Raw genomic sequence first — 25,779 nt, 5'->3', positions numbered from 1 at the left:
GCTTGCCCCCCTTTGCTCTGCTTACCTATACGCACCACGTCCCCCGAGCTGCGTATGGGCGGTTTCCGCCAGCGACGGTGGTTCCCCGCCGCAATCACGGACCGTCGCCGGTGCATATAAGTAAGCAGAGCAAAGGCTGGGGGTCGGACATTGCCCCCGAGTTCCGAGAGCACCGTCCGTCACGGCCATCCGGCCTGATGCGGACCCTGTCGCCATGTCCGATTCTCTGCCGTGACCGGGATCGCACCCGCTCGCGCCTCGGGCATTTCCGGAATGACCGACACGTGAACCCGGTTGTGTCCCCCGTACCGCCGGAGCCCAAACCCTTTCCGCGGTCATCTCCCGAGGAGTGTTCACCCCGGAGCGCTTCGCACGATCGAAAGGGCAACCATCGTGAAGGTCGACTTCACTCGATGGCTCCCCGCCATCGCTAAGGACTCGTACCGCAAGGCCGCGCTGAGCGTGGCGGGTGTGGCCGCCCTCGGCGGTCTGGCGCTCGCGCCGACCGCAGCCGCGGCCCCCGTCACCTCCGGACCGCACCAGGGCGCCGTCGCCGCCATCGACCTCGCCACCGGCAAGGCCGCCACCTCGGCACAGCAGAATGATGAGCAGCCCGTCGAGTCGGGTCTGACGACCGGCTCCGCCACCGGCAAGCCCCCGGCGGGCAAGCCGAGCCGGGCTCAGCTGATCCCGCACGGCATCGAGGGCGCACAGTCGCGGGTACCCCTCGACGACGCGCAACTGGCCAACGCCCGGGCCATCGTCGACGCCGCCAAGAAGACCGGCGTCGGTGACCGGGGCGCCGTGATCGGCGTCGCCACCTCGCTGCAGGAGTCGAAGCTGTACAACCTCGGCCACCTCGGCGCGTACAACGACCACGACTCGCAGGGCCTGTTCCAGCAGCGTCCGTCGTCAGGTTGGGGCACGCCCGACCAGATCACCGACCCGGAGTACGCCGCCACGGCGTTCTTCACCGCACTCAAGAACGTCGGCGGCTGGCAGGACCTGCCGCTGACCGCCGCCGCGCAGACCGTACAGGTCTCCGCCTTCCCCTACGCGTACGCGCAGTGGGAGGAGCAGGCAGCGGACATCGTCCAGCAGCTCTGGTGACACCCACACCCCAGGCCGGCCGGCTCCCTTCGACGGGAGCCGGCCGGTTCTTCCTGTGCGTACCTCAGCAGGGCGGGTAGAGGCGGCGGGTACCGACCCCGGCCGCGTACGCGTCCCGGTCGCTGAACCGGCAGCCGTAGTCGGGTCGGGCCACCACCGCGGGGTCGGTCACGGTGTCGCCCGCCGGGCGCTTGCCGGTGCGTACCCAGGACACCAGGTCGTCCCAGGCGGCGCCGGCCTCCGCCGGAGTGAACTCGCAGTGCTGCGTGGCCCGGATCGCCCGCTGCACCACCAGCCTGCTGCGACCGTGCCGCGCCACGTCGGTGGCGTACGCCTGCTCCATGCTGAACGGCACGAACAGGTCCCCGAGACCGTGCAGGCTGAGCACCGGCGCGGTCGGGCGGCCGGAGATCCGCGGCACCTCGGTCAACGTCGGCAGCAGCCGCTGTCGCACGTTCTCCGGGGCGACCCGCTGCACCGTCGCGTTGACGTTGACCGGGCTGTTCGGGGTGTAGCGGGTGAGCAGATTGGTGGAGAGCTGGCCGGGCCGCTGGGCGGGGGAGTCCCCACCACTGGTCACGGTGATTGAGAAGAGGAAGTCCTTCCAGAGCGCGAACGCCGCGTCCGCCCCCGGACGGGGCCCGCCGGAGCGGTTCACAGTGATCGCCCGCAGCTGCTTGCCCCGGTCGGTGGTGGTGTCCGGCCCGGTGGGGGTCAGCCCGGCCAGGCCGAGCGCCACCTGGATGCGGGGCACCGCATTGGTGAGGTAATCAGCCGGCGTGGGATAGGCCGGCACCCCGGCGAGCGCCTGCGCGACCAGGTTGTAGTCCAGGTAGAAGTCGAGCAACGTCTGATCACCGAGCACCCCGCACATCGGCAACGCGCCGTCGTAGAAGCCGGGATACTGCTCCAGCGAACGACCGATGACGTACCCACCCATCGACACTCCGGCGACGTAGGTGTGCTGCGGCCGGCGGACCGTGCGCGCGAAGTGGTCGGCGAGGTCCTTCGTCCCCAGCACTCCGGAGCGGATGTCGAAGCCGTTCCGGTCGTACGAGGACGACGCCCACGCGTACCCCTGCTCCAGGAGACGCTGGCGAAGCCCGAAGCCCGGCGGTTCCGGCGAGAGCACCGTGCCCTGGCCGCGGTAGCCGTGCGCCCACAACACGAGGTCGCCGTTCCACCGGGCGGGGACCTCGATGATGTACCCGGCGTGGCGGTGCACGCCCTGGCGTACCGTCGTCGGTTTGCCGCCCACGAGCAGCGGGGCCAACGACGGATTCTCGATGGTGTAGCCGAGCAGCGGTGCGCCGCCCCTCGCGTCGCGACCGGTTGCGCCGGCCGGTGCGGCGCCGGCCAGCCCGACCGCGAGGGTCAGCGTCGCGGTGGCGGCCAGCAGCCGGCGGAGGGTACGAACGGGTGTGGACAGCATCGATGCTCCCCATCGGACGGATGTCGCCCGGGGGCGACCAGCGGGACGGTTGCCTACCGGCCGGTAGCATTCTGAACCTAGAACCGCCGTCGACCAGTGTCAATGGATACGCTGATCGGCCGCTCAACTACGGCTGTTAAGCCGAACCCGGTCGTTGGGGCCGGTGGGTCGATCGGGTTGACTGGTCGCCGTGGACGAGTCGATCTGGGAGGCGGCCCGTGCGTCGCGCAACTGGCTGGACGCGGCGAACGGCACCGGGCAGACCGAACTGACCTGCCGCATCCTCAAGCTGACCGAGGAGGCGGGGGAAGCGTCTGCCGCCTGGATCGGTCTGCTCGGGCAGAATCCGCGCAAGGGCGTCACCCACACCCGTGAGGACGTCGCGGCCGAGTTGGCCGATGTCGCCTTCACCGCGTTGGTGGCCATCGAAAGCCTCGGACTGGACGCGCAGGCCACGCTCGACGCCTGCGCCGCGAAGGTCCGCTCGCGCCTCACGGATCGAGAACCTTCGTAGCTCACGCCTCATCGACCTCAGCCGCCGTGGACGTCGACGGCATGTGAGGTTCCGCCCAGACTCCGGCGCCCTCCGACCGTCTGAGCGGTCCGTCACGTTGGTGCGAATTTGACGTGTGGCGGGCTGCACTCGCCTGCCGGAATCATGGCCGGGCCGGGGTCGTTGAATACCCTGACGATCGCAGCACCACCGACCCGCCGCCGCGCCCCGCAGGCTGGTCGCGCAGGTTGGAATGCCGGTCACCGCCCGGTCGTTACAGTCCCCACGACCGCCGCAGGCACCGCCACGATGAGGGTGCCGGACGGCGGGCCAACCCCCGGAATGACCCCGGCCCCGCGGTCGTTACAGATGGACCCGGCGCCACGAGCCCCCCCGCTCGCAGGTCGCCCGAAGACTTTCCCCCTTTGTAAGTGCAGCGCCGGACGAGGTGCTCACACCCGTGTGATTGCCGTTGCCCCGATCGGCACAGCGGGTGTCCTACCCCCGAAGGAGCTACCCCCATGAACACGATCTTCCGTAAGAGCATGCTGTCCGTTGCTGGTGTCGCGTTCGCCGGTGGTGTCATCGCCGGCCCGATCGCCCACGTGGCCAACCCCGTCGATGCCAAGCCGGTTGCGGTCGCGGTGCAGGCTGACAAGCCCGACACCAGCATGCTGATCCCGCACGGCACCCAGGGCGACCAGTCGCACATCACCCTCAACGGTGAGCAGACCGCCAACGTCAAGGCCATCATCGCCGCGACGAAGAAGGCCGGCCTGCCCGAGCGGGCCGCGGTCATCTCGATCGCGACGAGCCTGCAGGAGTCGAAGCTGGAGAACCTGGGCCACCTCGGCGACGCCAACGACCACGACTCGCTGGGCCTGTTCCAGCAGCGCCCGACCAGCGGTTGGGGTACCCCGGAACAGATCACCAACCCCGAGTACTCCACCACCGCGTTCCTGAAGGGTTTGAAGCAGGTCGACGGGTGGCAGGACATGCCGCTGACCGAGGCCGCGCAGACTGTGCAGGTGTCGGCGTACCCGGACGCCTACGCCCAGTGGGAGCAGCAGGCCGCTGACCTGGTCGCCCAGTACTGGAACAGCTGACCACCAGCACCACCGCACGTCAGCACCACCGCACGGTAAGACCGCAGGACAGGAAGGCCGCTGGCCGGCACCCGCAACCCGGGGTGCCGGCCAGCGGCCTTCCCGCCGTCATGCCCGCCGCCCGCGGTCCGCCGTGCCTGCCGCCTGCCACTGGTTGCTGCTGGCAGGTCGCCGGTCGCTGGCGCTGGCCGCCGGGCTGAGGACGCCGCGCGAGCCCTTCGGCGGGTCGGATGACGCGGTCTAGTCGGAGGTTGTCCGTAGATCTTGGACAGTTTCCGTCCTGCGCGAACGGAAACTGTCCAAGATCTACGTTGGCGACGTAGCGGAGTGACGTGATCGGCGCCGAGTGATCCGATCGGCTGGCGGGTACGTACCCCTGGACGGGGACCGGCGGAGGGACAGAGGCATGGCCGCAGTGGGGAACGGCGCGGATCGCGAACCGGAGTCGGAGCCGGAACCCTCCGGCGAGGCCGCGTCACAACGGTGGTCCACCGGGGCTCGCCTGTTGGTGGCTGCCGCCGCCGTCGTGCTGCTCCTGGGGGCGGCAGCGGTGGTCATGATCGTTGCCGAGCCCGACCGTCTCGGCGTGACCTACTCCGGCCGATCGGACGGCACCCGTCCTGACGGCATCCGCCCTGACGGTGTGTGGCCCGGTGGCGGCGGCCCTCCGGGAGGCGTCGCCGACCCGGACGCGGCTGGGGGTCGCCGCGGTGGTGCGGGTGCTGCTGCCGAGCAACTGTTGACAGCGCCGCTGGCGGGTCGGCAGAACGGCACCTTCGTGCTCGCGGACGGGTTGTCCTCGTTCGAGCTGCGGGTGGCCGAGTTGGGCGATGACCTGTACCGGATCAGTATCCCGGCTGGCTCCGCCGTGGCGGGCCGACCGGCGGTGCTGGGGGAAACCGTTCGGCTTGATCTCGCGGAGTCCGGGACGCGTGGGCCGCGGACCGTGCGGGTGCTGCTCAACGAGCGGGTCGCCTGGCGTCTCCACCTCGTCGGCGGGGTGAGCAGTCAGGTGTTGGATCTGACCCGGGCCCGGCTGGTGGGCGTGGAACTCGCCGGCGGCTCCAGCCGCACCGAGATTCTCCTGCCACCGATCACCACAGCCAACCGCGACAACCCCACCGGCCCGACCTCGGACAACTCCGCCAGCGTCCTGACCGTACGACTCACCGGTGGGACCAGCCAGCTCGATGTCCGAGTCCCTGGGGAGACTCCGGTTCGGGTTCGGGCGGGAGCCGGTGCCGGCTCGGTGGTGGTACGCGACGAGCGCTGGGACGGGGTGGCCGCGGGCTCGGTGCTGGGTACGCCGGGTTGGGATCGGTCGGCCCAGCGCCTGTACCTGGACCTGGTCGCCGGTGCCAACAGCGTGATCGTGTCCTCCAGCAACCGCTGAACAACACCGGGCCAGCCCGCCTGGCTGGAAGCGCGGCGGTCGCCGGTCGGCGTGAGCGTACAGTCGGGCGGTGGAGCGTACCGAATCAATGCTGGCGCAGACCCGACCGCCTGGCGTGGCCGACGTCGATCCTGGCAGTGTGTTGTTGCCCGGCCACGACGTGCCGTTGGGTCGGTACACCACGGTGCGGCGGCTGCTTCCGCAGCGCGCCCGCCGGATGGTTGGCGCCTGGTGTTTCGTGGACCATTTTGGCCCGGACGATGTGGCGCAGCGGCCCGGTATGGAGGTGCCACCGCACCCGCACACCGGGCTGCAGACGGTGACCTGGCTGCTCGACGGTGAGATCCTGCACCGGGACAGCCTCGGCAACGTGCAGCCGATCGTCCCCGGCCAGTTGAACGTGATGACCTCCGGCAACGGCATAGCCCACTCGGAGCGGTCACCGGCCACCCACCCGCCGGTCATGCACGGCGTGCAGCTGTGGGTGGCGTTGCCGGACCCGGCGCGGGCCGGAGCGGCTGATTTCGCGCACCACGCCGACCTGCCGCGTTGGCGCGACGGTGACCTGGACGGCAGGGTGCTGGTCGGCGAGTTCGCCGGGGAGCGGTCACCGGCCGTGGTGCACACCCCGCTGGTGGGGGTGCAGCTGGAGTTGCGCGGCGAGGCGCCGACGACGATGTCGTTGCGGCCCGATTTCGAGTACGCCGTGCTGGCGATGTCCGGGTCCGCGGAGGCGGCCGGGGTGGGGTTCGAGCCGGGGGCGCTGCTGTATCTGGGTTCGGGCCGGCGGGAGCTGACAGTGCGTGGCGGGGCTGGGGCCCGGTTGCTGCTGCTGGGCGGTACGCCGTTCGAGGAGCCGTTGGTGATGTGGTGGAACTTCGTCGGCCGGTCGCACGAGGAGATCGCCGCCGCCCGGGAGGACTGGATGGCCGGTGCTGGTCGCTTCGGTGTGGTTGCCGACGATCCGGCGCCGCCGCTGCCGGCGCCCGCGCTCCCCACGACCCGCCTCAAGGCCCGCGACCGCACCGGTGGCCTGCACGGCTGACGACGTCGGTGCGCGCGGCCCGGTGTGTGGCAGTTGGTGGCGCGGGTAGTCGCCGGTATGGCGACCAGTTTGATCACTCCGGTGGAGGACCGTAAGCGTCTGGCGCGCCGGCTCGCCGGTGGCGGGCGGGGCTTCGCCGAGCAGTACGGCTTCCGGGTGACCAACAACCCGGCGAGCCTGTTCCAGGTGCTCTATCTGTCGGTGTTGCTGGCCCGTCGTGGTGACTTCCGGCGGGCGTTGGACGGGGCACGGGCGTTGCGCGACGAGGGGTGGGACAGCGCGGCCCGGCTGGCTCGTTCGCTGCACGAGGATCGGGTCCGGGTGTTGCGCGGCAGCGGCCAGCGTGGGGATGTGGCCGCGCTCGCCGATGTGCTGGGCGACCTGGCCCGGACTGTGGTCGAGCGGTACCGGGGTGATCTGCGCCGGTTGCGGGCGGTGGCGCACCACGACCCGGTCCGGGAGCGGGCGCTCCTCGCCGAGCTTCCGGGCGTTGACGATCAGGTCGTCGTTTTGTTTCTCCGTGAGGTGCAGGCGTTGTGGCGGGAGGTGGTCCCGGTCGCCGACCGGCGGGCGTTGGCTGCCGCGCGTCGGCTGGGGCTGGGCAGGTCGGCGGATGACCTGGCCGGCCTGGCCAGTGGCGAGTCGGAGCAGCTCGCCTGGCTGGTGGGGGCGTTGGCCCGGGTGGACCTGGAGCACCGGTACGCGGAGGTGACCGGTCGGCCGTGACGTGCCCTGGCCCACACTTCCGCAAATTCTGACCAAACGGAGGATGTTCTGCCGTATGGTTGGACCCGGCAGTGCTGGCCGCTCGGTTCGGGCAGGCCTCCACCGCCTGGTGACCGCGACCGGTTCGGATGCGGTTCACCGCCTGGGCAGGCTTGCGTGGCGCCCTGGGTCGCGGTTCGTGACCAGGGGCGCCCGCCTGTCCCGGCCCTTCGATCGGCCCCGCCCCGTGTCGCATTCCGGGGGGCCGGGAAGCCAGTGTTGTCATCGAGCCAGACCCGCCAGCAGGTTCACCGTCACGGCGATGATGAACGCGCCGAACAGATACGACACCATCGAGTGGCGCAGCACCGTTCGGCGCATCTCGTTGCTGGTCAGGTTGGTGTCGGAGACCTGGAACGTCGCCCCGATGGTGAACGCGACGTACGCGAAGTCGGAGTAGCGCGGCGGTTCGGGTTGGTTGAAGTTCACCCCGCCGTCCGGGCCCGTGTAGTAGATCCGGGCGTACCGGGCGGCGAACACGGTGTGCACCACGAACCAGGACAGCACCACGCTGAGCACGCCCAGCCCGCTGTGCAGTTCCCGGGCGGTCCCGGGGGGCGCGCTCTGCGCGCTGGCCACCACCAACCCCACGGCCAGCAGGCTGGCCAGGCAGGCGACGAGCAGCAGTGCGTCCCGGATCGCCCGGTTCGGGTCCTCGTGGACGGCCAGTTGGGCGGTCCGCTCGGCGTCCATCGGCCAGAGTTTGTGCCAGACCAGCACGAGCCAGCTCAGCGCGCCGATGTCCCAGCCGACCAGGGCGGCGAGCGGCAGTGGCAGCACGAGCGCGAAGGCGCAGCCGGCGATCACCCCGGCCACCGCCACCACGGCGAGCTGCCGCGCGGCGGGGAAGCGCACATCCACCGGCCGGGACGGGCCGCCGGTGTAGGTCATCGGTGACGATTCCTTCGCCGGGCTGTGGGCGTCACCGCTGGGTCAGATGCCGCGCAGGTGCTGCGAGACCCGGTTGTGCTTCTTGTCCCGGGCCTGCTCGGCCCGCTGGGCGGGGCCCACCTCGGGTGCCGCCTCGATCCCGGCGGACCGGGCTACCTCGGTCCCGTTGGCGTAGTCGACCGGCGGCAGGGCGCGCAGGGCCTTCAGCACGTCCGGCGGGGCACCCTCCCGTTCGGCCTCGCGGACCACGTCGTCCTTCTCGGCCGGGTAGTCCAGGCTCGACAGGTACTGCAGGACGTCGGCGTAGCTCGCCATGGCGTGGGCTCCCTCGGGCATTGGTGTGGTGACGACCGGCGGCGGTTACCCGCCCGCCGGCCGGTCACGCCCACCCGGCGAAGGAAACCGGGCGCCGTTTCTCGTCGGCGTCAGCGGGTACCCGCTGACGCCGCCGCGAGCCCAAGGGAGTACGCGATGAACTACGACACCTTCATCGACCAGGTTTCCCAGCGCACCGCCATGTCTTCCGAGCGGGCGGTCGAGCTGACCCGGGCCGTGTTGGAGACGTTCGCCGAGCGGTTGACCGGCGGTGAGGTTCTGGACCTGGCCGCCCAGTTGCCCCAACCGCTGCAACTTGTGTTGAAGCCGAGCCCGAGCACCGAGCAGGCGGACCGGTTCGGCGCTGCGGAGTTCGTCGCCCGGGTCGCGTTGCGCGCCGACGTGCAGGAGCCGGCGGCTCGGGACGCCAGTCGGGCGGTTTTCACCACCCTGCGCGAAGCGATCACCGGCGGTGAGTTCGATGACGTGGTGACTCAACTGCCGCGTGACTATCGGGGCCTGGTCGAGCAGGCGATGGCCCCGGGTGCGACGTTGCGCCGCGGTTGACGGCGCTCGTTGCGGACACACACAGCGGTTTACCAGGGCAACCATCGATGTCCCGCTTGGCGTGGTGATTGGGCCTGGCCTAACCTTGTCGTGCGAGGGGAGTACTTCCCACGAACCATTCCGGTCAGTACGGCGCGCCCGGCGCGCCTCGGGTGGTTGCCCATCACGTGGTGGGTGAAGGAGACCTCGAACATGACGGTGTTCGAGGAGACCCCACATGAGTCAAGTGTCGTATCTGTCCGCCGCCAGTGATCTGTCGTCGGTGGGCACCCCCACGCTGTGGGCGGTCACCATCGTCGGGGTCATCCTGCTGCTGGTCTTGGACTTCCTGGTCACGCGTCGCCCGCACGAGGTGTCCATGCGGGAGGCCATCGGCTGGTCGGCGTTCTACATAGCGCTGCCGCTGGCGTTCGGCGCCTGGGTCTGGTCGCGCTTCGGTTCCCAGCAGGGCGTCGAGTACCTGACCGGTTACCTGGTGGAAAAGTCGCTCTCGGTCGACAACCTCTTCGTCTTCATGCTGCTGCTCGCGGCGTTCGCGGTGCCGGCGGTGCTCGCCCAGCGGGTGCTGCTCTACGGCATCGCCGGTGCGCTGGTGCTGCGAGCGGTCTTCATCGCCCTCGGCGCGGCGGCGTTGCAGACCCTCGACTTCGCCTTCCTGCTCTTTTCGATCATCCTCATCGCCACCGCGGTGAAGTTGCTGCGTGACGCCCTGTCCGGGCATCAGCAGGAAGTCGACATCAACAAGATGCGGTCGGTGAAGCTGCTGCGCAAGATCATGCCGGTGGTCGACGACTACCACGGCACCAGGATGACCGTGCGGCAGGGCGCGAAGCGGGCCCTCACACCGTTCGCCCTGGTGGTGGTCGCGGTGCTGGCCACCGACGTCGTCTTCGCTGTCGACTCGGTGCCGGCGGTCTACGGCATCACCGAGGACCCGTACCTGGTCTTCGCCACCAACGCCTTCGCCCTGCTCGGCCTGCGGGCGCTCTACTTCGTCCTGCACGCGGCGCTGAGCCGGCTGGTGCACCTCAGCTACGGCCTGGCCATCATCCTGGCGTTCATCGGCCTCAAGCTGGGTCTGCACTGGGCGCACGGCATCTGGGACAGCGTGCCGCAGATCCCCACCCTGGCCTCGCTCGGCGTGATCATCGGTGTGTTGGTGGTGGTCACGTTGACCAGCCTGCGCGCCACCCGGGGCGGTGACCTGCCCGAGGACCGCAAGGTCGTCGCGGACCGGCACTGACCGCGCCACGCCAACCGACGATGGGGTACGCGGGAAAGCTCCCGCCCGGGCCGGCGCGGGTGGTACGACTGTGAGATGGGAATCGTGTCACCGGGCTTTCAGGGTCGGCCCCGAACGCAGGAGCCGGCCCTGCCACCCGGTCAGTATCTGACCGAGGACTTTCCGGTGCTCTCGGCCGGCCCGACGCCCCGGGTGTCCCTGGACACCTGGGAGTTCGTCATCTCCGCCGAGAACGGCAGCGAACACCGGTGGTCGTGGCAGGAGTTGATGGCGCTGCCGCAGGAGACGCCGATGGTGGACATCCACTGCGTCACCCGCTGGTCCAAGCTCGGCACCAACTGGCAGGGCGTCTCCGTGGACACGCTGCTCGACGGCGTCGACACGGGGGCGCACTTCGCGCTGGCGCACTCCTACGGCGGGTACACCACCAACCTGCCGTTGGACGACCTGCGCGGCGGCCAGGCGTGGGTGGTGCACACCTTCGACGGCGCCCCGCTGCCCGCCGAGCACGGCGGGCCGGCCCGGCTGCTGGTGCCGCACCTGTACTTCTGGAAGTCCGCCAAGTGGGTGCGCGGTCTCCGGCTCAAGACGATGGATGAGCCGGGGTTCTGGGAGACCGCCGGCTACCACGACTACGGTGACCCGTGGCGCGAACAGCGGTACCAGGGTGACTGAGCGCGCCGTGGCGACGAGCACCTCGCGTCGGACGCCGAATCGTTGGCAGGTGGGCCGGCTGGTGGAGCGCCGGGTGGAGACGCCGACCGCGCAGACCCTGGTGTTGGAGGTGCCGGACTGGCCGGGGCACCTGCCCGGGCAGCACGTCGACCTGCGCCTCACCGCCCCGGACGGTTACCAGGCGGCCCGCTCGTACTCCATCGCCGGGCCGGTCGTGGACGGGCCCGGCGGCCCGCGCATCGAGGTGACAGTGCAGCGGGTGCACGACGGTGAGGTGTCGCCGTACCTCATCGATGTCTTTGGTGCCGGCGAACCGGTGGAGGTCCGCGGACCGCTCGGTGGCTGGTTCATCTGGCGACCCGAGGAGACCGCGCCGGTGCAGCTCGTCGCCGGCGGCTCCGGTGTCGTGCCGTTGATGGCGATGATCCGGGCGCGGCGGGCGGTGGGCAGCAAGGCCCTGTTCCGGCTGATCTACTCGGTGCGCACCCCTGCCGACGTGATCTACGCCGACGAGCTGCGCCGCCGGGGCCGCGACGACTTCGGGCTGGATATCGCGTACGTCTACACCCGCGAGGCACCCGAGGGCTGGCGTGGTGAGCCGCACCGGATCGGGCTGGCCGACGTCAACACGAACGGGTGGCCGCCGGATCTGGAACCGCTCACCTACGTCTGCGGCCCTACCGCGTTCGTGGAGACCGTGGCCGACCTGCTGGTGGGCCTGGGTCACCCGTCGCGTCGGGTCAAGACCGAACGCTTCGGCCCCACCGGCTGACCACCCGCCCGCTCACGCAGTGTCGAGGAGAATCGATGACCGAGATGTCGTACCTGGACGGCAACATGCTCGACGGCCCGATGCGCGAGCTGTTAACCGTCGACCTGAGCAGCGCGGTGGGCCGCTGTGAGAACTGCGGGATGACCGGCTCGATGGCCAGCCTGCACGTCTACTCGCACGCCCCGGGCCTGGTGGGCCGCTGCCCCTCCTGCGAGGAGGTGATGGTGCGCCTGGTGCGCGGGCCGGACCGGGCCTGGCTGGACATGCGCGGCACCACCTTCCTCCAGGTGCCGATGCCGATGGAGCAGCCGTTCCCCGGCCCGCTCTGACGGAACGCTCGCCCGGCTGAGGCACGATGGCCGGATGAGCGCCGGTCGATGGGGTGGTGTGCCGTTCGCGGTCCGGTGCGTGGTGGCCGTCGCCGTGCTGGTTTTCGCCTACGGCACCGCGGTGCACGTGGTGCAGTTGCTCCTGCCTCAGTTCGGGCCGCAGCTCGCCCTGCCCGGGTGGCTGACGTTCTACTTCACGTCCCTGACCGTGTGGGATCCGTTGGCGGCGTTGCTGTTGGCCGCTCGCCGGGTGCAGGGGCTCGTGCTGGGCTGCGCGGTGCTGGTGACGGACGCGGCCGCGAACGGGTACGCCAACTACGTGCTGGACCCGGCGGCCGGCGTCACCCCGGGCCGGATCGGGCAGGCCGTCATCACCGGCCTTGCCGTCGGTCTCGTCGCGCTCAGCCCGTGGCTCGCACCGTGGTTCATCGGCTCTCGCAGTCGAAGCGGCAGGCCGGTTCAGACTCGGAGGAGATCGTGGGCCCGGGCGAGGTCGTCGGCCCAGGGCGATCCGTAGTCACGTTCCCACGCGCGGTGCAGACGCTCGCGGGTCGCCGCTCGGCGTAACCAGTCGCCGACCTCGCTCGGCCGCTGATCGGCGAATTTGCCAAGGACGATGGCCGGGTCCAGGTCGTCGGAGCCGAGAGCAGGCGCTCAAGGAGTACGGGAAGCAGGGCCACACCACTGGCGCGTTGCCGCTCTCCAGGGCCACTGACACCCGTGGGTCGGCCACGACGTTGCGGGCCTTGACGCTGCGGCTCTCGCAACCGACCCAGAACGTCGCGAAGAGGTAGACGAACCAGACCGGTGTCAGGTGCGGGGATCCGTCGCGCCGCAACGTGCACAGCCAGACGTTCGACTCGTCGGTCAGTCGTACCTCGACGTCGGCTGGCGGGTTCGAGGGGATGTGGCTCACCGAGCCAGTGGATCACGACGCCGCACGTTCGGACGACGACCTTCTGCCTGCTGCGGGGCCGCGTGCGGCGCGTCGAGTCAGGCAGCAGAGGGTTCGTCGATGTCGGTACCGGTACGTGCGGCCCGCGCGGCGCCCCAGTCGTACAGGGCCTGCAACACCGGGGCCAAGCTGAGTCCTTCCTCGGTGAGTCGGTACTCGACATGAGGTGGTGTGGTCTCGTGGTCGTGCCGCAGGACGAGCCCGTCGGCCTCCAACTCGCGCAGACGCTGCGTCAGCATCTTCTCGCTGATCCCTGGCATCCGGCGGCGCAGTTCGCCATAGCGGTGTACGCCCTCCTTGAGATGGGCCAGGATCACCGGTCGCCATTTGCCGCCGACCACGTCGACGGCGAGCTCCACCGGGCAGTGGTAACGCTTAGGCATCGTGGCCTCCCTCGGTACGCACCAAAAAGTGCGTACTTGATCATCGCTGCTGCGGGTGTTGAGCTGTGGCCATGGTGATCGAGTACATCAGGTACCGGGTGCGGCCGGAACGGCTGGACGGCTTCGAGGCGGCGTACGAGCGGGCCGCTGGCGCGTTACGCGCCGCGCCGCAGTGTGTGGACTACGAATTGAGTCGCTGCCTGGACGACCCCGCCTGCTACCTGCTGCGCATCACCTGGACATCGGTGGACGAGCACCTGAAGGGGTTTCGGCGCGGCCCGGTATTCGGGCAGTTCTTCGCCGCAATCAAGCCGTACGTCGAGGACATCGAGGAGATGCGGCACTACGCCCGAACGTCGGTTGCCGGCCCCGGTGGTGCCGCTTGACCCGAAACTGCCGCTTGACCCGAAACTCGGGTGCGGTCGACCCGGGCAGGCTCCTAGGATCCCGCTGCGACGGCTGGCACGGCGTCCGGTCGGATGGGAGACGAGCGCAGCGATGACCGCAGACCTGTTCGCGATCACCTTCGACGCGGGCGAGCCGCTGCGGCTCGCGCAGTTCTGGTCCGGGCTGCTGGGTCGGGAGATCGTCGACGATCCACACGGCGGTGTCCTGCTCCTGCCCAGCAACGACAACGAGTTCCACCTCCGCTTCGCCCCGAACCGGCAGCCGAAGATCGTCCAGAACCGGATGCACTTCGACCTGACGAGCAGTTCGCTGGAGGACCAGCGGCAGACGGTGGCCAGGGCGCTGGAGCTCGGCGCGCGGCACGCCGACATCGGGCAGGGCCCGGAGATCGATCATGTGGTGCTCGCCGACCCCGAGGGCAACGAGTTCGACGTCATCGCGCCGGGCAACAACTTCCTCGCCGGCTGCGGCTTCGTCGGTGCGCTGGCCTGCGACGGATCGCAGCAGGTCGGATACTTCTGGAGCGAGGCGCTGGGGTGGCCGCTGGTCTGGGACCAGGGCGAGGAGACCGCGATCCAGTCACCGAACGGCGGTACGAAGATCACCTGGGGTGGTCCGCCGTACATGCCGAACGGCGGCCGGGACCGGGTGCGGTTCGACCTCGCCCCGGCTGTCGACACGGATTGGCAGGTCGAGGTGGACCGTCTGCTCTCGCTCGGGGCGACCCGGGTCGACACCGGCCAGGATGGGCCAGGCCGACTGGTGCTGGCCGACCCCGACGGTCAGGAGTTCAGCCTGCTGACGTCCCGATAGCACGGCCACCCCACGCCTGGTTGGACAACGGTGGCACCGGTCGGTCAGAGTGATCCGCCGTGAGATACCTGCGTACCGGTGGTCCCGCCGCGATCCGGCGGCCCCGGCCCACCGATTCCGACGAGTTCGTCGCCGCCGCGCAGCGCAGTCGGGACCTGCACCACCCGTGGTTGGCCGCGCCGGCCACCCCGGAGGAGTACGAGCTCTATCTGCGCCGGATCCGTCGCCGTGACAGCGCCGGCTACCTGATCTGTGACCGGGCCAGCGGCGAGATCGCCGGCTACGTGAACATCAGCGGGATCGTGCTCGGTGCGCTGCGTGGCGGCTACCTCGGGTACGCGGCCTTCCTGCCGTACAGCGGCACCGGGCACGCCTCGGCGGGCGTCGCCCTGGCGATCGACCACGCGTTCACCTCGGTCGGGTTGCACCGGCTGGAGGCGAACATCCAGCCGGGCAACGAGCCGTCCCGGCGGGTGGCCCGAAAGCTTGGTTTCCGGTTGGAGGGCTTCTCCCCGGACTACCTGTTCATCGACGGCGCCTGGCGCGACCACGAGCGCTGGGCGATCACCGCGCCAACCCCCGCCTGACCGTCGGCCCGGCCGCGCCGCACCTGTGAGCTCCGAGGATTGGGGACGTGTTGCGCGACTTCAAATGCTCTGACCTCGCCGGTAAGTTGCCGAAACCCAGGTTGCCGTCTTGTTAGGTGGTTCCCCAGGAACCACGGCCGAGCCGAGCGCGGTTGGCGCGTCAGACGTTTGTCGCCGGCTTCGACGGGAAACGGCCCGCAATGACGAAACCTCGTGTGGTGATCGTGGGGGCCGGGTTCGCCGGTTACCACGCGGCGAAGACGTTGAGCCGGATCGCCCGGGACCGGGCCGAGATCGTGCTGCTGAACTCCACCGACTACTTCCTGTACCTGCCGCTGCTGCCCGAGGTCGCGGCCGGGGTGGTCGAGCCCAAACGGATCGCCGTTCCGCTGACCGGCACGCTCAAGAACGTACGGGTGGTGATTGGCGAGGCGGACCACGTCGACCTGCAGAACCGTTGGGTCGGCTTCACCCAGGCCGAGGGGGACAAGAACCGGCTGGCGTACGACCGGTTGGTGCTCGCCGTGGGCAGTGTCAACAAGTTGCTGCCCATTCCGGGGGTGACCGAGTACGCGCACGGCTTCCGCGGCCTGCCCGAGGCCGTCTACCTGCATGATCACATCGTCCGTCAGGTCGAGTTGGCCGAGCAGGCCGAGGACCCGGCCGAGCAGCAGGCCCGGGCCACCTTCGTGGTCGTCGGGGCGGGCTACACCGGCACTGAGGTCGCCGCGCACGGGCAACTGTTCACCGACGCGCTGCACGCCCAGCGGCCCCGGCTCACCGTCCGCCCCCGCTGGATGCTGCTCGACGTGGCGTCGCGGGTCCTGCCGGAGTTGGACAAGCGGATGTCGGACACCTCGCACAAGGTGCTCAACCGGCGTGGGGTGGACGTGCGGATGGGCACCTCGGTGGCCGAGGCGACCTGCGACGGTGTGAAGCTGACCGACGGTGAGTACGTGCCGACCTGCACCCTGGTGTGGTGTGTGGGGGTGCGCCCCGACCCGTTCGTCAACGAGTTGGGCCTGCGGACCGACCGGGGTCGACTGGTGACCGACGAGTTCCTCAACGTTCCCGGCTACCCGGAGGTGTACGCGTGCGGCGACGCCGCCGCCGTGCCCGACCTGGTCAACCCGGGGAAGATCTGCGGGATGACGGCCCAGCACGCCCAGCGGCAGGGCAAGCGCGCCGCGTACAACATCGCCGCGTCGTACGGTTTCGGCCGGCGCAAGCCGTACAAGCACCACGACCTGGGCTGGGTCGTCGACCTGGGTGGCAAGGACGCGGCGGCGAACCCGTTGCAGGTCAACCTGGCCGGGTTGCCGGCCAAGGCGGTCACCCGGGCGTACCACCTGATGGCGATGCCGGGAAACCGCACGCGGGTCAGCGCCGACTGGGCGTTGGACGCGGCGTTGACCCGGTCCGCCGTCCAGTTGGGGCTGGTGCCGGCGAACGCGGTGCCGTTGGAGAGCACCACCCCCGAGGTCGCGACGCGGTCCCGCTGAGCGGGCAGCCGGGCCGGTGCTGGCTGGCACCGGCCCCACGCCGGTCAGTCGGTGGAGCCGGCCGACTGCGGGGACGGGCCGGCCGGCGGGGCGGGCCGGAGCCGCCGCGGGCCGTACTCGCGCACCAGGGTCTGGACGATGCCGGCGGCGGGGATGGCCAGCAAAGCGCCGAGCAGACCGGCCAGCTCCGCCGCGAGCAGCACACTCACCAGCACGGTCAGCGGGTTCAGCCGCACCGCGCGGGACAGGATGAGCGGTTGGAGCAGGTGGTTCTCCAACTGCTGGTAGACGATGAAGAAGACCAGCACGATCACCCCGGCGGTGGGGGAGTGCAGGAAGCCGGCGCCGGCCGCGATCACCGCGCCGAGGGTCGCCCCGACCAGCGGTATCAGGTCGGTCACCGCCACCAGCAGGGCGATCACAGCCGCGAAGGGCACCCCGGTGAGGGCCAGCACCGCGTAGGTCAGCACCCCACAGATCACGCTGATCAGCAGGTTCCCGGTGAGGTAGCCGGTGACGGTGCGCGACACCTCCCGGCCCACCCGGCGCAGCCGCTCGCCCTGACCGTCCCCGGCCGCCGCGAGCAGGCCCCGGGTGATCCGCGGCGCCTCCAACACCATGAGGTACGCGAGCACGATGACCGTGACCAGCCCGGCGACCGACTCGACGACGCCGCGCAGCACACCGACAGCGGGTTGGCGAAGCTGCCCGCCCAGGTCGCGCAGCTGCTCGGAGTGTTCGCTGACGTAGCGCCGCGCCCCGGTGCGCTCCAGGAGCTGCCCCACCGGGCCCCGTCCGGCGCGGGCGTCGCGCAACAGCTCGGGCGCCCGGTCGGCGAAGCGGCCCAACTCCCCGAACAACGGCACCAGGATGAGCGCGGCCAGGATCGCCAGCAGCACGAACGCGGCGAGGAACACCAGCAACGTGGCCAACGTCCGTCGCCGGACCAGGCGGCGTTGCAGCCGATCGACGAGGGGTTTGAGCGCGACGGCGAAGAACGCGGCGACCACCGCCCAGACCAGCACCCGGCGGGTCGCGTACACGAAGCCCAGCGCGAGCGCGGTCGCCAGCACCAGGCCGATCACGATCAGGGTTCGGCGCGCGGTGCCCCGATCGTCGGTGTTGCTCATCCGGCGCACCTTCCCCGGGCACACCGTCGGAAACCCGGCATCGGGGGCGCAACGGTGATCAGTGGCGGGAGGTGCCGTCCGCGTCGGTGACCGGGTGGGCGCCGGCGACGAACGTGTCCAGCGCGGCGCCGTGCAACAGACCCCCGGGCACCGGGTCGCGCAGGGCGGCCACCGCCAGCCGGGCCACCGGCAGCCCGCCGGGGCGGGAGGTCGCGGCCAGCACCAGATTGCCGTACCTGCGCCCGCGCAGCATCCGCCGGTCGCCGACCACGCACACGTCGGCGAAGACCGCCCGCAACGTGGCCACCTGCACCCGGGTGCCGACCAGCGGCGGCAGGTCCGTAACGTTGACCAGATACAACCCGTCGGGGCGCAGAGCGCGGGCCACCTCGGCGGCGAACTCGACGGTGCGGACGTGCCGGGGCATCCGGGCCGCACGGTAGATGTCGGCGATCACCAGGTCGTAGCAGCCGGCCGGGGTGGCGGTCAGGGCCTCCCGGGCGTCGGCGACCTCCACCCGCACCTCCGCCGGCAGCGGCGGCAACTCGCGGGCCACCAGCTCGACCACCGCCGCGTCCCGCTCGACGACCCGTTGCGGGGAGCCGGGCCGGGTGGCGGCCAGCCAGCGGGGCAGCGTCAACGCGCCGCCGCCCAAGTGCAGGACGCTCAGCGGCGTGCCGGCCGGGGCCGCCACGTCCACCGCCGAGGCGATCCGCCGGACGTACTCGAAGTGCAGGTGGCGGGGGTCCTCGACATCCACGTACGACTGCTCGACCCCGGCGGACAGCAGCGTCCGCCCGGTCCGGCGGGCCGGGTCGGCGACCAGTTCCAGCCGGTCGGCGGCGCGGTTCATGTCCGGCACGCTAGCCGAGGCCACGGTCCACTCGGGCGGTGCCCCGGCACGGCGGACGGGCCGGCGGAGCGGGGTTTCCCCGGCCCGCCGGCCCGTCGATGCTTCGGTAACCGGTCAGCCGCCGGCCATCCCGGCCCCCACCTCGTCGATCGCGTCATCGATCTGGCGGGCGAGGTCCACGTCCAGCGCGGTCACCCCGTTGGCCTGGTTGGTCCGCACCGTCAACACGGCGACGGTGTCTCCCGGACGCCCGATGCTCGGGCCGCGGCCGTTCTCCTGGCGCAGCCGGTCGAGTCGGGCGAGCACCCGGTCCAGGTTGTCGGGCGGCAACGCGACCACCCGGTAGAGGCCCTGGGTGTCGCCGGCCCAGTAGGGCAGGTCGTCCAGCGCCGCGCTGATCTCGTCGGCGTCCAGGGTGGGTGTGGTGGTGGAGGCGCCCACCAGGCCGCCGCCGGCCTCCGGCGGGTTCAGCAGGTCACGCAACCCGTCGGGTACGTGCAACGACTCGACCAGGTCGCCGTCCTGCTCGGCGAGCGCGGCGATCGTCGCCTCCGCCTGGTACCGGGCCTGCTCCGGGGTGTTGCCGCTGATCCGGCCCACCTCGGCCAGGAAGCCAGGCAGGTCCCGGTGCCGCTCGATGCCGTCGACCGGCAGCACGTCGTGCAGCGACGCTGGCACGGCGGCGAGCAGCCGTTGCCGTTCGGCGGCGTCCAGGGCGAACGCGAGGACCAGCACTGTCGCCTCGGTGCCCACCTTGGCCGTCTTGAAGTCGACCCCGGCGCGACGTCGTACCTCGTCGACCAGGTCGTGGTAGCCCATGCTGCGCACACCGGCCGCGCCGCTCGGCGGGGACGGCTGGGGGCGCGGATTGTCGGCGCTACCGACCGGCGGCGGTGCCGGCCCGCCCCGAGTGCTGTCCGGTTTGTGCGGTCCGGCTGCCGGTGGGCCGGCACGCTTGCCCGCCTCAAGGCTGGTGAGCTGCTTGGAGGCGCTCAGGCTGGCGCCGATCTCGCTGGGCTGGCGACTCTGTTCCCGGGCCTGCCGGGCCAGCGCCCGGCGCCGCTGGTTGTCGCCCTCCATCTGCTTGCGCATGGTGGCACCCCTTCCGCTGGGGATCGTGGCTGCGCCAGTCGCCTTCCCGCCGTCGGAGAGGACGAAACGGGGGCCGCCGGCCGGGTCGGACCGGCCTCCGCCACGCTTCATCCGCCGGGGGTGAGGGGTGCTCACCCGCACTGCCCGCACGATCGGGTCAGGACCGGAGTTCTTCCGAGGTACGCGGAAGGAGGGTCGTCATGAAGGAAGTCATCGAGATCGTCCCCGCCCGACCCGGCTGGTACGCACGCTGGCAGCTCACGCCCGAGGTCACCAGGTGTTACCCGGTGAGCCTGTGGGCGTTGCTGGAGGAGGCCGACGGGACCGGCCGCGAGGTGATCGGCATGGACTGCATCGGTCAATGGCCCGGCGCGGACGACAACGAGGCGGGTGGGCAGTTCGTCCGCTACCTGTACCAGACGCCCGATTCGGGGGAGCCCGAGGACGTCGACGAGACCCCGATCGGCGAGCTGCGTGAGGACGGCCCCCGGCTCCAGCCCATGACGGCACCCTAGACATTCCTCCGGCCCCCGACCCCAGGTCCCAGGGTCGGGGGCCACCCCCCGTTCGCGTCCGGGGATGGCCTGCGGATCAGCCGATCGCGCCCACGTCGTCGTCGGAGTGCGCCACGGCCAGCAACTCACTCAGGCCGGTGCGATCCAGCATCCGCTGAAGCTGGGGACCGACCCCGGTCAGTCGGATCGCCCCGGCGCAACGGTGCACCACCAGCAACGCGCTGAGCCCGGAGGAGTCGCAGAGGGTCACCCCCGTCAGGTCGACCAGCACCGGGGCGTCGCCGCGCAGCTCGGCCGCCGCGGAAAGCGAGGACGGCGACGCGCACCCCGTGTCCTCCGTCCGGCGTCCCCCCGCCGTGGCGGTGCCCGCCACCTGTCGTGGGATGCCGCTGTCCGGGTTCGGGCGTAGGGTGGGCTGGAAAGTCTTGACAGTGGACGTCGGTTCCGGCACGGGTTCGCTGAATGACAGCACGGGTTCGGTGAACGACAAGGAGTGAGGCTCCGCTGGTGACTGCTTCCGACGTCAGGGACTTCGACCCGGGCGACGGACGGCTCTCCACGCCGAGCACGACACGGCCCTCGGCGTGGTCCGCCGACGTTCGCCGCTCCACGCCTCTTCCGCCGCCGGCCCTCGACCTGGGCCGGGCCGCACCCGACTGGTTCGAGGTCGTGGAGCATTTCCGTGAGGGCCTGGTGGTCTGCGACGCCGAGGGCGTCGTGCGCCACGTCAGCCCGGTGGCCGAGCGGTTGTTGCCCGAGGTGACGTCCGGCGAGCTGCTCAGTGCGGCCGGTGTGCCCGGGCTGAGCGACGATGCCGGCGGCGGGTTCACCCATCGTGGGCGCCGGCTCACCGCGCGCCGGGTGCCGCTCTCCGGTGCCCGCTGCTGCTGGTACGTCGAGGACGTCACCGACAGCGTCAGCCGCGCCGACGCGCTGCTCGCCGAGCGGGCGCGCTCGGCGTTCCTGGCGGTGGTCGGCGACAAGCTGGGCAACCCTCTGCATCCCGATCGGGCCGCCGCCGCGGTCGTTCGACTCGCCGTGCCAACCCTGGCCGAGGTGGCGGTGCTGGTGCTCGCCCCGCGGTCCGGGCGCGCCCGCTGGTGGCGGGCCGCGCGCGCCGACGACGATGCGCCGACGGTGGAGAGCGGCGCGCTGGTCGGCGGCGAGCTGCCGACAGCCATCGCCGACGGGTTCACCGGGGCCGAGCCGCACGCGGTGGACTGGCTGGTCGAGCAGGCGGTCGACGCCGGTTGGCTGCCGGGGCTCGCCGACACGGAGAGCGTTGCCCGGGTCGTCCCGCTGCCGGGCCGGGACGGACCGGTCGGTGTGCTTCTGGTGGCCCGCCGCGCCACCCGCTGGTATGACGAGGGCGACGTGGAGCTGATCCGAGCGTTCGCGGGCCGCGCCGGCGCGGCGTTGACCACCGCGCTGCTCTACCGCGACCAGGCGGAGGTGGCCGACACCCTCCAGGCCAGCCTGCTGCCGGTCGAGCCGGTCGAGGTCGCCGGCGTGCAGTGGGGCACCGCGTACCGGCCCGCGCAGGCTGGGCTGCGCATCGGCGGGGACTTCTACGGTTCGCACCGGCTCACCGACGGTGGCTCGGTGTTCTTCCTGGGCGACGTGTCGGGCAAGGGCGTCGAAGCCGCCGTCTTCACCGGCCAACTGCGCCAGTCCCTGCAGGCGTTGCACCGGTTGGAGTCGCACCCCGCGCGGTTGCTGCGGCTGCTCAACGACGCGTTGCTGGAGACCACCCAGGCGCACGGTCAGGGCCGCTTCGCCACGATAGTGCTCGGCGTGGCCCGCCCGGAGCGCGATGGTGGCCTCACCCTCAGCATGGCCGGTGGCGGGCACCTGCCGCCGCTGGTGCTGCGCGCCTCCGGCGAGGTGGAGGTGGTGCCGTTGCGCGGCATGCTGATCGGGGTGGTGCCGGACCCTCGCGTCGGCGAGGTGACCGTGCGACTGGCGCCGGGTGAGACGTGCCTGCTCTACAGCGACGGTGTGACCGAGGCCCGGGGCGGCCGGCGCGGCGACGAGCAGTTCGGCCCCGAACGGCTGGTCACCGCGCTGACCGGTTGCCAGCGGATGCCCGCGCCGGCCCTGGCCGAACGGGTCGAGCAGGTCACCTGCGACTGGCTGGCACAGGGCGACCACGACGACATCGCCGTGCTGGCGGTGCGGGCGGCTGGCCTGAGCCGGCGCGGGGGGCGGCACCTGCGCTCGGTGCCGGCCGGCAGCGACCAAACAGAGCGGAATGACGCGTGACCACTGCCACGGCCACCACCGACCTCGGTGCGGCGTACCCCGGCTACCTGGACCACCTCGCCGACGCAGACGAGTACGCCGCGACCGACCTGGCGATCGGCCTGCTCGACGCCGGCGTCGCGGCGGAGCGGGTGCTGCTCGATCTGGTCGCGCCCGCCCAGGCCGAGGTGGGCGAGCGGTGGGCGCGCAACGAGTGGAGCGTCGCCCAGGAACACGCGGCCACCCACATCAGCGAGCAGGTGGTGGCGGCGGTGTCCGCGCACGTCAAGCCGCGGCCGACCGGCGGCCGGGTGGTGGTCGCCTGCATGGACGGCGAGTGGCACGCGCTGCCGCCCCGGCTGGTGACCGAGGTGCTGCGGTTACGCGGGTGGCAGGTGACCTTCCTGGGCGCCAGCGTGCCCGCGGCGCACCTCGTGTCGTACCTGCACCGCTACGACGCGTACGCGGTCGCGCTGGCGTGCGCGCTGCCGATGCGCCTGCCGCACGCCCACCGGATGATCGAGGCGTGCCGCCGCTCGGACGTGCCGGTGGTGGTCGGCGGGCGCGGCTTCGGCGCGGACGGCCGGTGGGCGCGCCGGCTCGGGGTGGCCTGGGCACCGGACGCGCCATCGGCGGCCGAGCTGATCGCCGACGAGCGGACGTTGCGCGGGGCGCCGCCGGCCCGACTGGCCCACCTGGCCGACGACGAGTACGCCAGCCTGGTGCGCCGTCGCGGTGAGCTGATCGACGGCGCGTTGGCGGAGCTGCGGGAGCGGGTGCCGGCGGCGCGGGCCTACACCGCCGCGCAGCTCGACGCGACAGTGAGCGACCTGGGCCACATCGTTGATTTTCTGGCCGCCGCGATCTACGTCGACGACGCCTCGTTGTTCACCGAGTTCGTGCAGTGGCTGTCGGGGGTCCTGCTCAGTCGTGGGGTGCCCGTCGGGGCGATCGCTCTGCCGCTGGAGCACTACGCCGCCGCGTTGCGGGACTTCCCCCGGGCGGCCCGGGCGCTGGCGTTGGGATGCGCGGCGCTGCCCGGTGTGTCCCGCTGACCGACCCGCTGGTGGCTCCGGATTGATCACCGCGCCCGGAGGCGGAGCAGTCAGCTCTGCGTATACTTGCCAGACTGCAAACGTCCCACCGTGGGTGGAGCGAGGGGGAGAACGGTGACGTTCAGCGTCAACTACGTCGAGCGCGACGGTGGTGGCGTCTGCCTGCGGCTCGCGGGCGAGCTGGACCTGAGCACCGCCCCCGAGCTGGTCGCCGTGATCGACCGGCTCGCCGCGGCGGGCGAGACCCGAGTGCTGCTCGACCTGACCGACCTTACGTTCTGCGACTCCACCGGGATGGCCGTGTTCGTCCGGGGCGACAATCGGGCGGCGGCCGACGGGGGGTGGCTCCGACTCACCGGCGCCCATGGGAGAGTCGAGCGGGTGCTTCGGGTGACCGGTCTCGCCGACGTGTTGCGCTACGAACCGGAGTCGGTTGACCCCGCGTTCCGCAGTGCTTCCTGATGGGCTAGATTTTCCCGCCAGCATTTCCGCCAACGCGGTGACCGTCAGGGTCCCGTCCCCGCCGACTCTGAGGCAGGTAGTGATGGGCGTAGACAGCCCGCAGCCGGTACGCATCCTGGTGGTCGACGACGATCCGGGTGACGTGCTGATGATCGAGGAGGCGCTGGCGGACTCCGACGTCGACAAGATCATCGACGTGGTCAGCGACGGCGAGGAGGCGATGGAGTTTCTCCGCGCCGAGGGCCGGCATGAGCAGGCCCACCGACCGGACGTGATCCTGCTGGATCTGAACATGCCGCGGATGGACGGTCGGCAGGTGCTCGGCGCGGTCAAGCAGGACGAGGATCTGCGGACCATTCCGATCGTCGTGCTGACCACCTCCAACGCCGACACCGACATCGTCGGCAGCTACACCTTGCAGGCCAACGCGTACGTCACCAAGCCGATCGACCTGGACGACTTCAACGATGTGGTCCGCCGCATCGACGAGTTCTTCGGCCGGGTCGTCGTGCTGCCCAAGCGCGGCTGACCCCTGCGCCACCTGAGCGCATGCTGAATATTTTCCCCGAACATCCTCGGCGCGAGCGGTCCCGGCCGAGGATCCAGGTGGGGAAGTAACAGCAGCTGCCTGGGGGGCGACAGTATGAGGTTCACCGTCGTTGAAACCGGTTACGACCAGCGGCAGGTGGATTACTGCCTGGACGAGTTGGGGATCCGGCTGTCCCGGCTCGCGGCGCGGGCCGAGGGCGCGGCCGGGGCGGCCCGGGAATGGGACGAGATCCGCCAGGAGGCGGCCTGGCTCAGTGGGCTCCTGCAACGGCTGGACCTGGGCGACGCCGTCGTCAACCGGTACGCCGCCGACGCGGTGCGGGGCGAGGCCGCCGAGATCCTGGCCCAGGCCCGCGTCGAGCTCGACGCGGCCCGCGAGGAGGCGCGGCGGGTGCGGGAGCGGGCGTACGCGGAGGCCGTGCAGGCCCGACGTGACGTCGAGGCGGCGTTGGACGCCCGTCGACGGCGTGAGGCGCGGGTGGAGGAGATCCTCAGTCAGGTGACGGTCGATCAGGTGCCCGCCGACACGCCGACCGCGGCGGCCGGGGTACCGGGCCGTCGCGTTGGAGTCGGTAGGCCGGACGCGGGCGCGGAGCCGCCGCCGGGCCGTCGCTGAGGCCGGCGGGCACGGGACTGGGCGGCGGCCGGGTCAGGCGGTGAGCGCCGCCGCGACGGTGGTCGCCCGGTCCTCGTGCTGGGCGTACGCGTCGGGGTAGGCGGAGATCTGCACGGCCTGGGCGGCGGAGGTGACGCTCATGTCCTGCCAGCCGGGGATCTCGTTGAGCGCGCTGTAGAAGGCCCGCGCGGCGTACGACGGGCGCATCAGCTGGGCCACGGTGCCCCAGCCGCTGCTGGGTCGCTGCTGGAACAGCCCGACCGAGTCGTGGTCGGAGCCGCTGCCCTGGTTGGAGTATTGCGCCGACTCGGGGAGGACGTCGCTGGCCAGGTTGTAGAGGTTGCTCTCCTGCATGGCGGTGGCCAGTGCCACCACCAGTGCGCGGCGCGGCATCTTCATCTCCAGGCCGACGTCCACGATGATTTTCGCGTTGTCCATCTGGGCCTGGTCGAGGCCGGCGACCGGCCGGGGGCGGCGGGGCT

Annotated in this window: 31 protein-coding genes and 1 pseudogene; 22 read left to right on the top strand and 10 right to left on the bottom strand. The window is 71.3% G+C overall.

The window, feature by feature from the left end:
* The first annotated feature begins 393 nt into the window (after positions 1-393).
* Positions 394-1,110, top strand: a complete 717-nt coding sequence (locus tag DLJ59_RS27225; protein WP_124775855.1) for a hypothetical protein — start codon at positions 394-396, stop codon at positions 1,108-1,110.
* A 64-nt stretch (positions 1,111-1,174) separates the two neighbouring features.
* On the opposite strand, the gene DLJ59_RS27220 is transcribed toward DLJ59_RS27225, so the two are convergent.
* Positions 1,175-2,542: an alpha/beta hydrolase family protein gene (locus DLJ59_RS27220; RefSeq protein ID WP_124775853.1), complete on the bottom strand. Its 1,368-nt coding sequence runs from the start codon at positions 2,540-2,542 to the stop codon at positions 1,175-1,177.
* Between the two features lie 190 nt (positions 2,543-2,732).
* Here DLJ59_RS27220 and DLJ59_RS27215 point away from each other — a divergent pair, with 190 nt between their 5' ends.
* The 5 genes from DLJ59_RS27215 (at position 2,733) to DLJ59_RS27195 (ending at position 7,305) form a co-directional block, all read left to right on the top strand.
* On the top strand, positions 2,733-3,056 hold the full coding sequence (locus DLJ59_RS27215; RefSeq protein WP_124775851.1) for a MazG-like family protein: 324 nt from the start codon (positions 2,733-2,735) through the stop codon (positions 3,054-3,056).
* Between the two features lie 500 nt (positions 3,057-3,556).
* Positions 3,557-4,141: a hypothetical protein gene (locus tag DLJ59_RS27210; protein WP_124775848.1), complete on the top strand. Its 585-nt coding sequence runs from the start codon at positions 3,557-3,559 to the stop codon at positions 4,139-4,141.
* A 406-nt stretch (positions 4,142-4,547) separates the two neighbouring features.
* Entirely contained in the window at positions 4,548-5,534 is a 987-nt protein-coding gene (locus tag DLJ59_RS27205; RefSeq protein ID WP_244236259.1) for a hypothetical protein, read from the top strand.
* Positions 5,535-5,604: 70 nt separating this feature from the next.
* Positions 5,605-6,579: a pirin family protein gene (locus DLJ59_RS27200; protein ID WP_124775846.1), complete on the top strand. Its 975-nt coding sequence runs from the start codon at positions 5,605-5,607 to the stop codon at positions 6,577-6,579.
* A 69-nt stretch (positions 6,580-6,648) separates the two neighbouring features.
* Entirely contained in the window at positions 6,649-7,305 is a 657-nt protein-coding gene (locus DLJ59_RS27195) for a hypothetical protein (RefSeq protein ID WP_208648851.1), read from the top strand.
* Between the two features lie 261 nt (positions 7,306-7,566).
* Here DLJ59_RS27195 and DLJ59_RS27190 read toward each other — a convergent pair whose 3' ends face one another.
* Together DLJ59_RS27190 and DLJ59_RS27185 are read right to left on the bottom strand one after the other, a co-directional pair.
* The gene (locus tag DLJ59_RS27190) at positions 7,567-8,235 is read right to left on the bottom strand and encodes a DUF1345 domain-containing protein (protein ID WP_124775842.1); all 669 of its coding nucleotides are present in this window, start codon (positions 8,233-8,235) and stop codon (positions 7,567-7,569) included.
* A 42-nt stretch (positions 8,236-8,277) separates the two neighbouring features.
* Positions 8,278-8,550 carry a DUF2795 domain-containing protein gene (locus DLJ59_RS27185; RefSeq protein WP_030332551.1) on the bottom strand — a complete coding sequence of 91 codons (273 nt, stop codon included), beginning with the start codon at positions 8,548-8,550 and terminating at the stop codon, positions 8,278-8,280.
* A gap of 156 nt (positions 8,551-8,706) precedes the next feature.
* On the opposite strand from DLJ59_RS27185, the gene DLJ59_RS27180 reads away from it, so the two are divergent.
* The 6 genes from DLJ59_RS27180 (at position 8,707) to DLJ59_RS27155 (ending at position 12,653) form a co-directional block, all read left to right on the top strand.
* Positions 8,707-9,117: a DUF2267 domain-containing protein gene (locus tag DLJ59_RS27180; protein WP_124775840.1), complete on the top strand. Its 411-nt coding sequence runs from the start codon at positions 8,707-8,709 to the stop codon at positions 9,115-9,117.
* A 217-nt stretch (positions 9,118-9,334) separates the two neighbouring features.
* Positions 9,335-10,360, top strand: a complete 1,026-nt coding sequence (locus tag DLJ59_RS27175) for a TerC/Alx family metal homeostasis membrane protein (RefSeq protein WP_124775838.1) — start codon at positions 9,335-9,337, stop codon at positions 10,358-10,360.
* 75 nt (positions 10,361-10,435) lie between these two features.
* Positions 10,436-11,035, top strand: a complete 600-nt coding sequence (locus tag DLJ59_RS27170) for a sulfite oxidase-like oxidoreductase (RefSeq protein ID WP_124775836.1) — start codon at positions 10,436-10,438, stop codon at positions 11,033-11,035.
* 7 nt (positions 11,036-11,042) lie between these two features.
* Positions 11,043-11,807, top strand: coding sequence for a ferredoxin reductase (locus DLJ59_RS27165; RefSeq protein ID WP_244236260.1), 765 nt, complete (start codon positions 11,043-11,045; stop codon positions 11,805-11,807).
* Positions 11,808-11,842: 35 nt separating this feature from the next.
* The gene (locus DLJ59_RS27160; protein WP_124775832.1) at positions 11,843-12,136 is read left to right on the top strand and encodes a DUF6510 family protein; all 294 of its coding nucleotides are present in this window, start codon (positions 11,843-11,845) and stop codon (positions 12,134-12,136) included.
* Positions 12,137-12,170: 34 nt separating this feature from the next.
* Entirely contained in the window at positions 12,171-12,653 is a 483-nt protein-coding gene (locus tag DLJ59_RS27155; protein ID WP_208648850.1) for a hypothetical protein, read from the top strand.
* Here the strand turns inward: DLJ59_RS27155 and DLJ59_RS27150 are convergent, their stop codons facing one another.
* Together DLJ59_RS27150 and DLJ59_RS27145 are read right to left on the bottom strand one after the other, a co-directional pair.
* A complete protein-coding gene (locus DLJ59_RS27150) occupies positions 12,654-13,052 on the bottom strand; it encodes a pyridoxamine 5'-phosphate oxidase family protein (protein WP_124775830.1) in 399 nt (132 codons plus the stop codon). It abuts the gene before it with no gap.
* Between the two features lie 77 nt (positions 13,053-13,129).
* Complete coding sequence (locus tag DLJ59_RS27145; RefSeq protein ID WP_124775828.1) at positions 13,130-13,474, bottom strand: winged helix-turn-helix transcriptional regulator; 345 nt, start codon at positions 13,472-13,474, stop codon at positions 13,130-13,132.
* A gap of 71 nt (positions 13,475-13,545) precedes the next feature.
* Between DLJ59_RS27145 and DLJ59_RS27140 the strand changes: the two genes are divergently transcribed.
* The 4 genes from DLJ59_RS27140 to DLJ59_RS27125 all read left to right on the top strand — a co-directional run bounded on the left by DLJ59_RS27140 (position 13,546) and on the right by DLJ59_RS27125 (position 16,784).
* Positions 13,546-13,860 (top strand): putative quinol monooxygenase, encoded by a 315-nt coding sequence (locus DLJ59_RS27140; RefSeq protein ID WP_244236258.1) that lies wholly within the window; start codon positions 13,546-13,548, stop codon positions 13,858-13,860.
* 112 nt (positions 13,861-13,972) lie between these two features.
* On the top strand, positions 13,973-14,695 hold the full coding sequence (locus DLJ59_RS27135) for a VOC family protein (protein ID WP_124775826.1): 723 nt from the start codon (positions 13,973-13,975) through the stop codon (positions 14,693-14,695).
* Between the two features lie 59 nt (positions 14,696-14,754).
* Positions 14,755-15,282, top strand: coding sequence for a GNAT family N-acetyltransferase (locus tag DLJ59_RS27130; RefSeq protein WP_124775824.1), 528 nt, complete (start codon positions 14,755-14,757; stop codon positions 15,280-15,282).
* A gap of 200 nt (positions 15,283-15,482) precedes the next feature.
* Positions 15,483-16,784 carry an NAD(P)/FAD-dependent oxidoreductase gene (locus tag DLJ59_RS27125; protein WP_124775822.1) on the top strand — a complete coding sequence of 434 codons (1,302 nt, stop codon included), beginning with the start codon at positions 15,483-15,485 and terminating at the stop codon, positions 16,782-16,784.
* A 44-nt stretch (positions 16,785-16,828) separates the two neighbouring features.
* Here the strand turns inward: DLJ59_RS27125 and DLJ59_RS27120 are convergent, their stop codons facing one another.
* From DLJ59_RS27120 to DLJ59_RS27110, 3 genes are all read right to left on the bottom strand, one after another.
* The gene (locus tag DLJ59_RS27120) at positions 16,829-17,914 is read right to left on the bottom strand and encodes an AI-2E family transporter (RefSeq protein WP_124775820.1); all 1,086 of its coding nucleotides are present in this window, start codon (positions 17,912-17,914) and stop codon (positions 16,829-16,831) included.
* Between the two features lie 58 nt (positions 17,915-17,972).
* Positions 17,973-18,767 carry a spermidine synthase gene (locus DLJ59_RS27115; protein ID WP_124775818.1) on the bottom strand — a complete coding sequence of 265 codons (795 nt, stop codon included), beginning with the start codon at positions 18,765-18,767 and terminating at the stop codon, positions 17,973-17,975.
* A 114-nt stretch (positions 18,768-18,881) separates the two neighbouring features.
* Positions 18,882-19,859 carry a DUF2267 domain-containing protein gene (locus tag DLJ59_RS27110; RefSeq protein WP_124775816.1) on the bottom strand — a complete coding sequence of 326 codons (978 nt, stop codon included), beginning with the start codon at positions 19,857-19,859 and terminating at the stop codon, positions 18,882-18,884.
* Between the two features lie 200 nt (positions 19,860-20,059).
* Between DLJ59_RS27110 and DLJ59_RS27105 the strand changes: the two genes are divergently transcribed.
* Positions 20,060-20,374: a hypothetical protein gene (locus tag DLJ59_RS27105; protein ID WP_124775814.1), complete on the top strand. Its 315-nt coding sequence runs from the start codon at positions 20,060-20,062 to the stop codon at positions 20,372-20,374.
* A 76-nt stretch (positions 20,375-20,450) separates the two neighbouring features.
* Here the strand turns inward: DLJ59_RS27105 and DLJ59_RS27100 are convergent, their stop codons facing one another.
* Positions 20,451-20,864: an STAS domain-containing protein gene (locus DLJ59_RS27100; protein ID WP_244236257.1), complete on the bottom strand. Its 414-nt coding sequence runs from the start codon at positions 20,862-20,864 to the stop codon at positions 20,451-20,453.
* Between the two features lie 17 nt (positions 20,865-20,881).
* On the opposite strand from DLJ59_RS27100, the gene DLJ59_RS27095 reads away from it, so the two are divergent.
* The 5 genes from DLJ59_RS27095 (at position 20,882) to DLJ59_RS27075 (ending at position 25,297) form a co-directional block, all read left to right on the top strand.
* Positions 20,882-22,636, top strand: coding sequence for a PP2C family protein-serine/threonine phosphatase (locus DLJ59_RS27095; RefSeq protein WP_124775812.1), 1,755 nt, complete (start codon positions 20,882-20,884; stop codon positions 22,634-22,636).
* The gene (locus DLJ59_RS27090; RefSeq protein WP_124775810.1) at positions 22,633-23,670 is read left to right on the top strand and encodes a cobalamin B12-binding domain-containing protein; all 1,038 of its coding nucleotides are present in this window, start codon (positions 22,633-22,635) and stop codon (positions 23,668-23,670) included. Before DLJ59_RS27095 ends, DLJ59_RS27090 begins: the two co-directional genes overlap by 4 nt.
* 114 nt (positions 23,671-23,784) lie before the next feature.
* Complete coding sequence (locus DLJ59_RS27085; RefSeq protein ID WP_124775808.1) at positions 23,785-24,132, top strand: STAS domain-containing protein; 348 nt, start codon at positions 23,785-23,787, stop codon at positions 24,130-24,132.
* Between the two features lie 82 nt (positions 24,133-24,214).
* Positions 24,215-24,661 carry a response regulator gene (locus tag DLJ59_RS27080; protein ID WP_124775806.1) on the top strand — a complete coding sequence of 149 codons (447 nt, stop codon included), beginning with the start codon at positions 24,215-24,217 and terminating at the stop codon, positions 24,659-24,661.
* A gap of 114 nt (positions 24,662-24,775) precedes the next feature.
* Entirely contained in the window at positions 24,776-25,297 is a 522-nt protein-coding gene (locus DLJ59_RS27075; RefSeq protein WP_124775804.1) for an ATPase, read from the top strand.
* A 33-nt stretch (positions 25,298-25,330) separates the two neighbouring features.
* On the opposite strand, the pseudogene DLJ59_RS27070 reads toward DLJ59_RS27075, so the two are convergent.
* Positions 25,331-25,779: pseudogene (locus tag DLJ59_RS27070) on the bottom strand (hypothetical protein); the annotation flags it as partial.

The organism is Micromonospora inaquosa (assembly GCF_003857055.1).
GTDB lineage: Bacteria > Actinomycetota > Actinomycetes > Mycobacteriales > Micromonosporaceae > Micromonospora > Micromonospora inaquosa.
The sequence above is the reverse complement of the archived record's forward strand: the minus strand, read 5'-3'. Positions and strand labels throughout refer to the sequence as shown.